7 protein-coding genes are annotated in these 13,456 nt (G+C 69.0%); 4 read left to right on the top strand and 3 right to left on the bottom strand.

Going from position 1 to position 13,456, the window contains the following annotated elements:
- Positions 1 to 17: 17 nt before the first annotated feature.
- Positions 18 to 1,358, bottom strand: a complete 1,341-nt coding sequence (locus BM198_RS09450) for a TldD/PmbA family protein (RefSeq protein WP_074969482.1) — start codon at positions 1,356 to 1,358, stop codon at positions 18 to 20.
- Entirely contained in the window at positions 1,358 to 2,788 is a 1,431-nt protein-coding gene (locus BM198_RS09455; protein WP_074969484.1) for a TldD/PmbA family protein, read from the bottom strand. Before BM198_RS09455 ends, BM198_RS09450 begins: the two co-directional genes overlap by 1 nt.
- A 237-nt stretch (positions 2,789 to 3,025) precedes the next feature.
- On the opposite strand from BM198_RS09455, the gene BM198_RS09460 reads away from it, so the two are divergent.
- Genes BM198_RS09460 through BM198_RS09475 form a run of 4 tightly spaced genes read left to right on the top strand, consistent with a single transcriptional unit; the run spans position 3,026 to position 12,030 of the window.
- The gene (locus BM198_RS09460; RefSeq protein WP_083422361.1) at positions 3,026 to 4,306 is read left to right on the top strand and encodes an MdtA/MuxA family multidrug efflux RND transporter periplasmic adaptor subunit; all 1,281 of its coding nucleotides are present in this window, start codon (positions 3,026 to 3,028) and stop codon (positions 4,304 to 4,306) included.
- Entirely contained in the window at positions 4,303 to 7,398 is a 3,096-nt protein-coding gene (locus BM198_RS09465; RefSeq protein ID WP_074969486.1) for an MdtB/MuxB family multidrug efflux RND transporter permease subunit, read from the top strand. The genes BM198_RS09460 and BM198_RS09465 overlap by 4 nt, the downstream gene beginning before the upstream one ends.
- Before the next feature lie 37 nt (positions 7,399 to 7,435).
- On the top strand, positions 7,436 to 10,543 hold the full coding sequence (locus tag BM198_RS09470) for an efflux RND transporter permease subunit (protein ID WP_074969488.1): 3,108 nt from the start codon (positions 7,436 to 7,438) through the stop codon (positions 10,541 to 10,543).
- A complete protein-coding gene (locus BM198_RS09475) occupies positions 10,540 to 12,030 on the top strand; it encodes an efflux transporter outer membrane subunit (RefSeq protein WP_074969490.1) in 1,491 nt (496 codons plus the stop codon). Before BM198_RS09470 ends, BM198_RS09475 begins: the two co-directional genes overlap by 4 nt.
- Positions 12,031 to 12,279: 249 nt before the next feature.
- Here the strand turns inward: BM198_RS09475 and BM198_RS09480 are convergent, their stop codons facing one another.
- Positions 12,280 to 13,281: a DctP family TRAP transporter solute-binding subunit gene (locus tag BM198_RS09480; protein WP_052807561.1), complete on the bottom strand. Its 1,002-nt coding sequence runs from the start codon at positions 13,279 to 13,281 to the stop codon at positions 12,280 to 12,282.
- Positions 13,282 to 13,456 lie beyond the last annotated feature (175 nt).

A 13,456-nucleotide genomic window follows, 5' to 3' on the forward strand; every position in this document is an offset into this window, starting at 1 on the left:
CTGGGCCGGGCGGGGGCTCACAGGGTGAGCTGCAGGCGCTTGACCAGGGCGCCGGGGAGCAGGGAAGAGAGGGTCTGGCGTTCGCCGTAGGTGCTGGCGGAGAGCCGCAGCTGGCGTTCGGCGGTGAGGGCTTCGAGCTGCTCGCCGAAGAGGTCGAAGAGGCTGTCGTCGAAGCGCATGGTGCTGACCGGCGCCTGGATGCGGCCGTCCTCCACCCAGAAGGTGGCGAAGCGGGTCATGCCGGTGATGCGGGCGGCGGGCAGGTCGGACCAGTTCAGGTACCAGAGGTTGCCGATGTAGAGCCCGGTGCCGAGGGCGGCGAGGGCGTCCGCCTCGGGCAGGGTGCCGGCGTCCATCACCAGGGCCAGGGGGCTCTCGTCGCCGCTGGCGCCGTTGCCGGCCAGGCCGTATTCCCGGGCGCTGCGCGAACCCACCAGGCGACCGGTGAGGCGCCCTTGTTCGATGAGGGCGACATCGCTGCGCGGCGAGCCTTCGGCGGTGAAGGCCGGGGACAGGGCACCGGCCACCTGTTCGTGCAGGCCCAGCAGCGGGCTGAAGCGGGCGCCGTCGCCGTCCAGGCGTTGCAGCGGGCTTTCCTTGGTCGCCAGGGCGCGGGCGGAGAAGCCGCCCCAGCAGAGCATGCCGGTGATCTCCTCCAGCGCCGCCGGGGCGATGTAGGCGCGGTAGCCGCCGGGTGCCAGCACCCGCAGTGGCTTGCCCAGGTGCTCCAGCTGGGCGCGGGCGGCGGCGAAGCGGCGATGGAATTCGTCGTCGTTCCAGCCCTGGCCGGCGTAGTCGGCCTTCACCGCCTGGCCGTTGGCGTGGAACAGGCTGAAGTCGAAGTTGAAGCAATGGGCGCTGTGCCAGCCGAAGGCGCCCCAGCTGTTGGCGAAGCCCCGGTAGAGCGGGCCGGCGGCGTAGATGCCGACCAGGTCCAGGCCTTCGGCGGCGGCGCGGATGCAGGGCAGCACAGCGGCCGGGTCGGGCAGCGGCTGGGTGTCGACGTGGCGCCGCTGCCAGGGCGTGCGGTCGGGCATCAGGTAGGGATCGGGCGGCAACTGGCCGATCACCGCGCGCAGGCGTTCGAGGCCGTCGGCCAGGCGCTGGCGGTCTTCGTCCGGCTGGCCGGAGAGGGTGACGGCCATCTGCGCCTGGCGCTCGGCGGCGATCAGCTGCAGGGTGGCCCCGGCCTGGGACACGTGGCCGGCCTGGCGCACGCGGGCGTGGTTGAAGCGGATGAAGTCGGAGGCCTCAGCGCTGTACCACAGGGTGAAGTCCTCGCCGGGGCGCATGGCCTGGCGCAGGGCGTCGGCGAGGGTGGCGAAGCCGGCTTCGCGGGCGTCGATCTGGATGCTCATCAGGCGGCACCTCCGAATACGTCGACCTGGCTGAATACGCAGGCGGGGGAGGCATGGCCCACCCGCACCACCTGGTTGGGCTCGCCCTTGCCGCAGAAGGGCGTGCCGAGCACTTCGAAGGTGCTGGCATCGCCCACCGCCGCGAGGCTGCGCCAGAAACTGGCGGAGATGCCCCGGTAGTTGGGGTTCTTCACCACGCCCTTGAGCTCGCCGTTCTCGATGAGCTGGCCCCATTCGCAGCCGAACTGGAACTTGTTGCGGGCGTCGTCGATGGACCAGGAGCGGTTGGTGGTCATCAGGATGCCGCGCTCGATGCCGCCGATCAGCTGCTCCAGGCGCTGGTCGCCGGGCTCGATGTTGAGGTTGGCCATGCGGTCGATGGGCGCGCGGTTCCAGCTGCAGGCGCGGCTGTTGGCGACGCCCGGCAGGCCGCTGCGTTGCTGCGAGAGGGCGCCGCCGAGGGGGCGCAGGAGCAGGCCCTTCTCGATCAGCAGGGTCTTCCGGGCGGCGCTACCATCGTCGTCGTGGCCGTAGCTGGCCAGTTCCTCGGGGATGCCCGGGTCGAAGCTGACGTTGAGCAGCGCCGAGCCGTATTGGTAGTGGCCGAAGTCTTCCTGGCGGATGAAGCTGGTGCCGGCGTAGTTGCGCTCGTCGCCGAGGATGCGGTCCAGCTCCAGCGGGTGGCCGATGGATTCGTGGATCTGCAGCATTATCTGCTCAGGCATCAGCAGCAGGTCACGCGGACCTTCCGGGGTGTTGGGTGCCAGCAGCAGCTGCAGCGCCTCGTCGGCCACGCGCGGGGCCGCGCCGCGCAGCCCCAGGCGCTGGATGACCTCGGCGCCGCCCTGCTGGCCGCCGTGGTAGCCACCGAAGCTGCGGGTCTGGCTGTCATGGCCGTCGAAGGCGGTGACGCTGGCGCCGGGGTAGACGAATTGCAGTTCCTGCCAGTGCTCGGCGCCGGCGCTATTGAGGTAGAGCTGCTCGTGGCGGTCGACGCTGAGCAGCAGGGTCCAGTTGACCAGGCGCGGGTCGGCGGGCACCGCGGCGGATTCCTCGCGCAGCAGTTCGATGCGCTCGGCGATGCCGGGCAGCGGCCGGTCGAGGCCGGGGGAGCGGTAGTCGGCGTGGCCCTGGGGCGGCGCGACGCGGGCGTCGACCAGGTTGTACGGGGCGATCAGCCGGGCGCGCGCTTCGGCCAGGTCGAGGGCGCGCTGCAGGCCGGCGGTGCTGAGGTCGCTGGTGGCGGCATAGGCTTCGACGCCGCCGATGCGCACGCTGAGCATGGCGCCCAGGTCGCTGGAGAAGAACGGCGGCTCGGCGACGTTGCGCCGTACCTGGCAGTGCTCACCGCTCTGGCGGACGATGCGCAGGGCGTGGAAATCGGCGCGGCTGCGCAGGGTGGAGAACTGCTGCTTGAGTCGTTCGAACACGGGGCACTCCCAGGAAGCGGAAAGGCGAGCGCGCATGGTCGCGCGGCACGCGCGGATGGACAAGAACGGGGGCGGAAAGGTGTTGTGACATTTGCACGGTGGGTCGCCGAGGGCCGTCATCGCTCAAGGGCGCGACTTCGCTGGAGTCAGGAATGGGTAAATAGGCGGTAAAGAGGCTTTGCCTGGCCCCGCCGAGTGCTTATCGTGCACGCTCTCGCACGAACCGACCGCAGAATCATGCCCTCGATCCAAGACCCGCACGCTCGTCCCGCCCGGCGCTGGCCGCTCATCCTCGTCTGTCTGTTCGCCCTGGTGGCGCTGATCTGGTGGCTGTGGCCCGCCGCCTCCGGCTACAAGGCCGAGGAGCCCCGCACCCGTCCGGGAGCGGCCGGCATGGCGCGCCCGGGCTTCGGCCCGTTCAGCGGCCCGGTGCCGGTGCGCGTGGCCGCCGCCACCCAGGGTGACTTCCCCGTCTACTACAAGGCCCTCGGCACGGTCACCGCGCTGAACACGGTGAACGTCAAGGCCCGCGTCAGCGGCGAGGTGGTCAAGCTGGCCTTCGAGGAAGGGCAGCAGGTCAAGGCCGGCGACCTGCTGGCGGTGATCGACCCGCGCCCCTACGAGGTGGCGTTGCAGCAGGCCGAAGGCACGCTCTTGCAGAGCCAGGCGCAGCTGAAGAACGCCGAGATCGACCTGGCCCGCTACCGTGGCCTGTACGCCGAGGACAGCATCGCCAAGCAGACCCTGGACACCCAGGAAGCGCTGGTGGGCCAGTACAAGGGCACGGTCAAGGCCAACCAGGCCGCCGTCGCCGAGGCCAAGCTGAACCTCAGCTTCACCCAGGTGCGCGCGCCGGTGGCCGGCCGCGTCGGCCTGCGCCAGGTGGACCTGGGCAACCAGGTCGGCACCGGCGACACCACGCCGCTGGTGGTGATCACCCAGAACCGTCCCATCAGCGTCACCTTCACCCTGCCGGAGAACCAGTTGCCCGGCGTGGTCAGCCGCTTCCGCAGCGGCCAGGCGATGCCGGTGGAGGCCTGGGACCGGGGCGACACCCTGAAGCAGGCCGAGGGCGTGCTGCAGAGCCTGGACAACCAGATCGACACCACCACCGGAACCCTGAAGTTCAAGGCGCGCTTCGCCAACGACAGCGAGACCCTGTTCCCCAACCAGTTCGTCAACGTGCGCCTGCTGGCCGACACCCTGGCCCAGGCCGTGCTGGTGCCCTCGGCCGCGGTGCAGTTCGGCAGCCAGGGCACCTTCGCCTACGTGCTGGACGGCGAGAAGAAGGTGCGGGTGCAGAAGCTCGAAACCGGCCCCAGCGACGGTGAGCGCACGGTGATCCGCAGCGGCCTCAAGGCCGGCGAGCGGGTGGTGCTGGAAGGCACCGACCGCCTGCGCGACGGCAGCGAAGTGGAAGTGGTGCACGACAGCGATGCCGTGCCGGCCGCGCCGAGCGAGCAATTGCAAGGCGCCGACAAGGGCGAGCAGGGCGGCAAGGCTGAACAAGGCGTATGAACATCTCCCGCCTGTTCATCCTGCGGCCGGTCGCCACCACGCTGAGCATGCTGGCGATCCTTCTGGCCGGCCTGATCGCCTACCGCCTGCTGCCGGTGTCGGCGCTGCCGGAGGTGGACTACCCGACCATCCGCGTGATGACGCTCTACCCGGGTGCCAGCCCGGACGTGATGACCAGCGCCGTGACCGCGCCGCTGGAGCGCCAGTTCGGGCAGATGCCGGGGCTGGACCAGATGTCCTCCACCAGTTCCGGCGGCGCCTCGGTGATCACCCTGCGCTTCAACCTGGACGTGCAGCTGGACGTGGCCGAGCAGGAAGTGCAGGCGGCCATCAACGCCGCCACCAACCTGCTGCCCAATGACCTGCCGGCGCCGCCGGTCTACAACAAGGTCAACCCCGCCGACACCCCGGTGCTGACCGTGGCGGTGATGTCGCGGACCTTGCCGCTGCCGCAGCTGCACACCCTGGTGGACACGCGCATGGCGCAGAAGCTGTCGCAGATCAGCGGCGTCGGCATGGTCAGCATCGCCGGTGGCCAGCGCCAGGCGGTGCGCATCAAGGTCAACCCGGAGGCACTCGCGGCCAACGGCCTGAACCTCTCCAGCGTGCGTTCGCTGATCACCGCGTCCAACGTCAACCAGCCCAAGGGCAACTTCGACGGCCCGACGCGCACCTCCATGCTGGATGCCAACGACCAGCTGAAGTCGGCGGACGAGTACGCCAACCTGATCCTCGCCTACAAGAACGGTGCGGCGCTGCGCCTGAAGGACGTGGCCACCATCGTCGAAGGCGCCGAGAACGAGCGCCTGGCCGCCTGGGCCAACCAGAACCAGGCGGTGCTGCTGAACATCCAGCGCCAGCCCGGCGCCAACGTCATCGAGGTGGTGGACCGCATCCAGGAGCTGCTGCCGAAGATGACCGCCAATCTGCCGGCGGGCCTGGACGTGATGGTGCTGACCGACCGCACCCAGACCATCCGAGCCTCGGTGCGCGACGTGCAGCACGAGCTGATGCTGGCCATCGCCCTGGTGGTGATGGTGACCTTCCTGTTCCTGCGCCGCTTCAGCGCCACGCTGATTCCCTCCATCGCCGTGCCGCTGTCCCTGGTGGGCACCTTCGGGGTGATGTACCTGGCCGGCTTCTCGGTGAACAACCTGACGCTGATGGCCCTGACCATCGCCACCGGCTTCGTGGTGGACGACGCCATCGTCATGCTGGAGAACATCGCCCGCCACCTGGAGGAGGGCGCCACGCCGCTGGAGGCCGCGCTCAAGGGCGCCCGGCAGATCGGCTTCACGCTGATCTCCCTGACCTTCTCGCTGATCGCCGTGCTGATCCCGCTGCTGTTCATGGCCGACGTGGTGGGGCGGCTGTTCCGCGAGTTCGCCATCACCCTGGCGGTGGCCATCCTGATCTCCCTGGTGGTGTCGCTGACCCTGACGCCGATGATGTGCGCGCGGCTGCTCAAGCCCGAGCCGGAGGAGAAGGAGCAGGGCCGTTTCTACCGCGCCAGCGGCGCCTTCATCGACGGCATGATCGAGCGCTATTCCCATGGCCTGCGCTGGGTGCTGCGCCACCAGGTGCTGACCCTGCTGGTGGCCCTCGGCACCCTGGCGCTGACCGTGGTGCTGTACCTGGCGGTGCCCAAGGGCTTCTTCCCGGTGCAGGACACCGGCGTCATCCAGGGCATCACCGAGGCGCCGCAGTCGGTGTCGTTCCGCGCCATGGGCGAGCGCCAGCAGCAGGCGGCCGAGGTGATCCTCAAGGACCCGGCGGTGGCCAGCCTGACCTCCTACATCGGCGTCGACGGCGACAACGTCACCCTCAACAGCGGGCGCATGCTGATCAACCTCAAGCCCCACGGCGAGCGCGACGTCACCGCCAGCGAAGTGATCCAGCGCCTGCAGCCGCAGCTGGAGCGCCTGGTGGGCATCCGCCTGTACCTGCAGCCGGTGCAGGACCTGACCATCGAGGACCGGGTCAGCCGTACCCAGTTCCAGTTCAGCATGGAGTCCCCGGACGCCGAGCTGCTGCGCGAGTGGACCGGCAAGCTGGTGGACGCCTTGCGCCAACAGCCGGAGCTGGCTGACGTGGCCAGCGACCTGCAGGACAAGGGCCTGCAGGTGTACCTGGACATCGACCGCGACATGGCCGGGCGCCTGGGCGTGGAGGTCTCGGCCATCACCGACGCGCTCTACGACGCCTTCGGCCAGCGGCAGATCTCCACCATCTTCACCCAGGCCAGCCAGTACCGCGTGGTGCTGGAGTCTGCCACCGGTGATCGTATCGGGCCCAAGGCCCTGGAGCAGCTGCGGGTGGCCGGCACCGACGGCGTGCAGGTGCCGCTCGCGACCCTGGCGCGCATCCAGGAGCGCCAGTCGTCCCTGGTGGTGAACCACATCAGCCAGTTCCCGGCGGTGAACCTCTCCTTCAACCTGGCGCCGGGCGTGGCCCTGGGCGAGGCGGTGCAGGTGATCGAGCGGGTGCAGCAGGAGATCGGCCTGCCGGAAGGCATCCAGACCCGCTTCCAGGGTGCGGCGGCGGCCTTCGAGGCCTCGCTGTCGAGCACGCTGCTGCTGATCCTGGCGGCGGTGGTGACCATGTACATCGTCCTCGGCGTGCTCTATGAGAGCTACATCCACCCGGTGACCATCCTCTCCACGCTGCCCTCGGCGGGCGTCGGCGCCTTGCTGGCGCTGCTGCTCTCGGGCAATGACCTGGGGCTGATCGCCATCATCGGCATCATCCTGCTGATCGGCATCGTCAAGAAGAACGCGATCATGATGATCGACTTCGCCCTGGAGGCCGAGCGCCACCAGGGCATGGCGCCGGAGGAGGCCATCTACCAGGCGGCGCTGCTGCGCTTCCGGCCGATCCTGATGACCACCCTGGCCGCGCTGTTCGGCGCCGTGCCGCTGATGCTCGCCAGCGGTTCCGGCGCGGAGCTGCGCCAGCCCCTGGGCCTGGTGATGGTGGGCGGCCTGCTGGTGAGCCAGGTGCTGACGCTGTTCACCACGCCGGTCATCTACCTGTTCTTCGACCGCCTCTCGCGGCGCTTCACCGGCCGCAGCGCGGCAGGGGTGGCTGCATGATGCGCCTTGTGCCGGCTGCCCCGGCCGGAGCGGCGCCGTGAACCTGTCCGCTCCCTTCATCCGCCGGCCGGTGGCGACCCTGCTGCTGAGCCTGGCGATCATGCTGCTGGGCGGCATGAGCTTCGGCCTGTTGCCGGTCTCCCCGCTGCCGCAGATGGACTTCCCGGTGATCACCGTGCAGGCCAGCCTGCCCGGTGCCAGCCCGGAGATCATGGCCTCCAGCGTCACCACGCCGCTGGAGCGCTCCCTGGGCACGCTTTCGGGCATCACCCAGATGACCAGCCGCACCAGCCAGGGCTCGACGCGGATCATCATCCAGTTCGACCTGGACCGGGACATCAACGGCGCCGCCCGCGACGTGCAGGCGGCCATCAACGCCTCGCGCAACCTGCTGCCCAGCGGCATGCGCAGCATGCCCACCTACAAGAAGGTCAACCCCTCCCAGGCGCCGATCATGGTGCTGTCGCTGACCTCCGACGTGCTGGAGAAGGGCCAGCTGTACGACCTGGCCTCGACCATCCTGGCCCAGAGCCTGTCCCAGGTTAAGGGCGTGGGCGAGGTGCAGATCGGCGGCAGTTCGCTGCCGGCGGTGCGGGTGGAGCTGGAGCCGCAGTTGCTCAACCAGTACGGCATCGCCCTGGATGACGTGCGCAAGACCATCGCCGCCGCCAACCAGCGCCGCCCCAAGGGCGCGGTGGAAGACGCCGAGCGCCACTGGCAGGTGGGCGCCAGCGACCAGCTAGAGAAGGCCGCCGACTATGCGCCGCTGATCCTCCGCTACCAGGACGGCGCGGCCCTGCGCCTGGGCGATGTGGCCAAGGTGCGCGACGCCGTGGAGGACCGTTACAACAGCGGCTTCTTCAATGACCAGGACGCGGTGCTGCTGGTGATCAACCGCCAGGCCGGCGCCAACATCATCGAGACCATCGAAAGCATCAAGGCCCAGCTGCCGGCGTTGCAGGCAGTGCTGCCGGCCAGCGTCAAGCTGAACCTGGCGATGGACCGCTCACCGGTGATCCGCGCGACCCTGCACGAGGCCGAGCGCACCCTGCTGATCGCCGTGGCGCTGGTGATACTGGTCGTCTACCTGTTCCTCGGCAGCCTGCGCGCCTCGCTGATCCCGGCGCTGGCGGTGCCGGTGTCGCTGGTGGGCACCTTCGCGGTGATGTACCTGTGCGGCTTCTCCCTCAACGTGCTGTCGCTGATGGCGCTGATTCTCGCCGCCGGGCTGGTGGTGGACGACGCCATCGTGGTGCTGGAGAACATCGCCCGGCACATCAACGAGGGCATGCCGCCGTTCAAGGCGGCGCTGCAGGGCACCCGCGAGGTGGGCTTCACCCTGCTGTCGATGAACCTGTCGCTGGTGGTGGTGTTCGTCTCCATCCTGTTCATGGGCGGCATCATCGACCGCATGTTCCGCGAGTTCTCGCTGACCCTGACGGCGGCCATCCTGGTGTCGCTGCTGGTGTCGCTGACGCTCACGCCGATGCTCTGCGCGCGCTGGCTCAAGCCCCACGTGCCGGATGCCGACAGCCGCATGCAACGCTGGAGCGAGGCCATCCACGAGCGCATGACGCGGCTCTATGACGTGAGCCTCGGCTGGGCCCTGCGCCACCCGCGCCTGACCCTGGCCAGCCTGCTGGTGACCATCGGCCTCAACGTCGCGCTCTATGTGATCGTGCCCAAGACCTTCCTGCCGCAGCAGGACACCGGCCAGTTGATCGGCTTCATCCGTGGCGACGACGGCCTGTCGTTCAGCGTGATGCAGCCGAAGATGGAAATCTTCCGCCGCGCGGTGCTCAAGGACCCGGCGGTGGAGAGCGTGGCCGGCTTCATCGGTGGCAGCGGCGGCATCAACAACGCCTTCATGATCGTGCGGCTGAAGCCGATCAAGGAGCGCCAGCTCTCCGCCCAGAAGGTGATCGAGCGGCTGCGCAAGGAGATGCCCCAGGTGCCCGGCGGCCGGCTGATGCTGATGGCCGACCAGGACATCATGACCGGCGGCTCCCGCGAGCAGCGCAGCTCCCAGTACGAGTACGTGCTGCAGGCCGGCGAGCTGGCCGACCTGCGCACCTGGCTGCCCAAGGTGACCGACGCGTTGAAATCCCTGCCGGAGCTGACCGCCATCGACGCGCGGGAAGGCGAGGGCGCCCAGCAGGTGACCCTGAAGGTGGACCGGGACGCGGCCAAGCGCCTGGGCATCGACATGGCGATGGTTACCACGGTGCTCAACAACGCCTACAGCCAGCGGCAGATCTCCACCATCTACGACACCCTCAACCAGTACCAGGTGGTGATGGAGGTGAACCCGAAGTACGCCCAGGACCCGTCGACCCTGGAGCAGGTGCAGGTGATCACCGCCGACGGCCAGCGCGTGCCGCTCTCGGCTATCGCCCGCTACGAGCGCAGCCTGGAGAACGACCGGGTCAACCACGAGGGCCAGTTCGCCTCGGAGAGCATTTCCTTCGACCTGGCGCCAGGGGTGAGCCTGGACCAGGCCACCGTGGCCATCGAACGGGCAGTGGCGGCCATCGGCATGCCCAGCAGCGTGATCGCGCGCCTGGGCGGCACCGCCGACGCCTTCGCCAGCAGCCAGCAGAACCAGCCGTGGATGATCCTCGCCGCGCTGCTGCTGGTGTACCTGGTGCTGGGCATCCTCTACGAGAGCTACATCCACCCGCTGACCATCCTCTCGACGCTGCCGTCGGCGGGGGTGGGCGCGCTGCTGACCATCCAGCTGCTGGGTGGCGAGTTCAGCCTGATCTCGCTGCTGGGGCTGTTCCTGCTCATCGGCATCGTCAAGAAGAACGCCATCCTGATGATCGACCTGGCGCTGCAGCTGGAGCGCAACGACGGCCTGTCGCCGGCGGAGTCGATCCACCGCGCCTGCCTGCTGCGCCTGCGACCGATCCTGATGACCACCCTGGCTGCCATCCTCGGTGCCGTGCCGTTGCTGATCGGCGGCGCCGAGGGCGCGGAGATGCGCCAGCCGCTGGGCGTGACCATCATCGGCGGCCTGGTGCTGAGCCAGATCCTCACCCTCTACACCACCCCCGTGGTCTACCTGTACCTCGACCGCCTGCGCCACCGCTTCAACCGCTGGCGCGGCGTGCGCACCGACGCTTCGCTGGAGACACCGCTATGAACCCCCATGCCCGCCTTCTGTTCCCGGCCCTGGCCCTTGCGGTCGCCCTGGCCGGCTGCGCCGTGGGCCCCGACTACCAGCGCCCGGACGCAGCCAGCGCTGCCCAGTTCAAGCACGTGGAGGGCTGGAAGGCCGCCGCGCCAGCCGACACCCTGGCCCGTGGCGCCTGGTGGGAGCTGTACAACGACCCGGTGCTGAACGACCTGCAGCAGCGCCTGGAGCGTTCCAACCAGACCCTCGCCCAGTCCGTTGCCCAGTACCGCCAGGCCCAGGCGCTGGCCCGTGGCGCGAGTGCCTCGTTCTTCCCCTCGGTGAACGCCAACGCCAGCAAGACCCGCTCCGGCCAGGGCGGCGGCAGCAGCACCGTGCGCCTGTCCGACGGCTCCACCGTCAACAGCGGCGGGGGCAGCGGCGCCATCTCCAACAGCTACAGCGCCACCCTGGGCGTGAGCTGGGAGCTGGACCTGTGGGGCAAGCTGCGCCGCCAGCTGGAGGCGGACGACGCCAGCCTCCAGGCCAGCGCCGCCGACCTGGCGGCCGTGCGCCTCAGCCAGCAGTCGCAGCTGGCGCAGAGCTACCTGCAGTTGCGCGTGCTCGACGCCCAGAAGCGCCTGCTGGACGCCACCGTCGAGGCCTACAAGCGCGCCCTGAAGCTCACCGAGAACCAGTTCCGCGCCGGCATCGTCACCCGTGCCGACGTGGCCCAGGCCACCACCCAGCTGAGAAGCACCGAGGCCCAGGCCATCGACCTGAAGTACCAGCGGGCGCAGCTGGAGAACGCCATCGCGGTGCTGATCGGCGAGCCGCCGTCGGCCTTCAGCCTGGCGGAGGTGGAGGGCATCCCCAGCCTGCCGGCGGTTCCGGCCCTGGTGCCGAGCCAGTTGCTGGAGCGCCGCCCCGACGTGGCTTCGGCTGAGCGCAAGGTCATGGCCGCCAACGCCCAGATCGGCGTGGCCAAGGCCGCGTACTACCCGAGCCTCAACCTCACCGCCAGCGGCGGCTACCGCACCAGCAGCCTGCACGACTGGATCACCACGCCCAACCGCTTCTGGTCCATCGGCCCCGAGTTCGCCCTCAACCTGTTCGACGGCGGCCGCATCCGCTCCCAGGTAGAGCAGGCCGAGGCCGGCTACGACCAGACCGTCGCCACCTACCGGCAGACCGTGCTTACCAGCTTCCGCGAGGTGGAGGACTACCTGGTGCAACTGGCCGTGCTGGAAGAGGAGAGCGGGGTGCAGCAGCAGGCGCTGGACGCCGCCCGCGAGGCCCTGCGCCTGGTCAGCAACCAGTACAAGGCCGGCACGCAGGACTACAGCAGCGTGGTCAGCAGCCAGGCCACGGCGCTGTCCAACGAGCGCAGCGTGCTCACCCTCACCGGCAGCCGCCTCACTGCCAGCGTGCAGCTCATCGCCGCCATGGGCGGTGGCTGGGATCGCGCCGGGCTGGAGCAGGTGGATGCGGATGATAAGGACCTACCGACCCGCTAGGCTTTGTACGACAAGTGCCTGCGCATCGGTGATGCTGCGTTGAAAACGCTCTCAGAATGCTCATTTACAGCACGTAAACTGCGCTTCTTCGAGCGTTTTCGCCTTGCCTGACCTTCGCTCGACGACTTTTCGTACAGAGCCTACGGCCTGCGTGCTGTCTGGTGGGTAACGGGGGCGGATCGAGCGCTGCCGAGGGTTGGGCAGCAGCGGGGGAGGCCCGGCGCGGCGAGTGCCGGCCGGGCGAGGGGATCAGCGGGACTTGCGGTTGACCACCTGGGCGGCCTTGACGATGTCTTCGCCGATGTCGGGGGTGTACTGGTCCCAGACCGGCTTCATGGCGGCACGCCAGGCCGCGCGCTCCTCGGGGGTGAGGGTGATGATCTGGGCCTTGCCGGCCGCCTGGATGCGCTGGCGGTCCGCCTGGTTCTGCTGGGCGGCGGCGTTGTTCACGGCGAAGGTGACCTCGTCGATGATGGCTTCCAGCTCGGTGCGGGTCTGGTGCGGAATGGCGAACCAGAAGCGCGAGTTGCTCACCAGCATGTAGTCCAGGGCGCCGTGGTTGGTCTCGATGATGTAGGGCTGCACAGTGTCGAGGTTCTGGCTGGCGAAGTTCGACCAGGTGTTCTCGGTGCCCTGTACCTGGCCACCCTTGAGCGCATCGAAGGTCTGGGCGAAGGGCATGGGCACGGCTTTGGCGCCGATCTGGGCGAACTGCGACTCCAGCACGTTGGATGCCTGGATGCGGAAGGCCAGGCCCTTGGCATCCGCCGGGGTGTGCAACGGGCGGTTGGCGGAAAGCTGCTTCATGCCGTTGTGCCAGAAAGCCAGGCCGATGATGTTCTTGTCCTCCATGGCGCGCAGCAGCTGGCGGCCCTTGGCGCGCTTCTGGAAGCGGTTGACCGCGTCCTGGTCATCGAACAGGAAGGGCAGGTCGAACAGCTGCAGCTGCTTGGTGTACTGGTCGAACTTGGCCAGGGAGGGGGCGAGCATGTCCACCTTGCCGTCCTGCAGGGCCTGCAGCTCGTCGGCATCGCCGAACAGCGTGGAGTTGGGGTAGACCTCGACCTTCACCAGGCCGGGCAGGCGTTTCTCCACCAACTGCTTGAACAGCAAGGCGCCCTGGCCCTTCGGGGTGTCGTCGGCGACGACATGGGAGAAGCGGATGGTGATGGGGCCGGTTTCCGCCGCGAGGGCGTGGCCGCTGGCGAGGGTAAGCGCGCAGGTCAGGGCAGCGATGTACTTCTTGATCATGGTGTGTGCCTTTTTTGTTCTGGGCAGACAGTAGGTGGCCGCGACATGCGGACAGTGCCGGCTGGACGGTGCCGCTCGTGGCAGCTCCGACAGGCGCGGTTCTCATGGTATCGCCCCGTCCGGTACATGGCCGGGAGGTGACGGTTCGGCAGGGTGTGGCAGGGCCAGGCAGTCC

This window comes from Metapseudomonas otitidis, assembly GCF_900111835.1.
Classification (GTDB): domain Bacteria; phylum Pseudomonadota; class Gammaproteobacteria; order Pseudomonadales; family Pseudomonadaceae; genus Metapseudomonas; species Metapseudomonas otitidis.

Coding starts and splice junctions, on each gene's coding strand:
- BM198_RS09450 (WP_074969482.1), bottom strand. CDS start 1,358: ATGAGCATCCAGATCGACGCCCGCGAAGCCGGCTTCGCCACCCTCGCC.
- BM198_RS09460 (WP_083422361.1), top strand. CDS start 3,026: ATGCCCTCGATCCAAGACCCGCACGCTCGTCCCGCCCGGCGCTGGCCG.
- BM198_RS09465 (WP_074969486.1), top strand. CDS start 4,303: ATGAACATCTCCCGCCTGTTCATCCTGCGGCCGGTCGCCACCACGCTG.
- BM198_RS09475 (WP_074969490.1), top strand. CDS start 10,540: ATGAACCCCCATGCCCGCCTTCTGTTCCCGGCCCTGGCCCTTGCGGTC.
- BM198_RS09480 (WP_052807561.1), bottom strand. CDS start 13,281: ATGATCAAGAAGTACATCGCTGCCCTGACCTGCGCGCTTACCCTCGCC.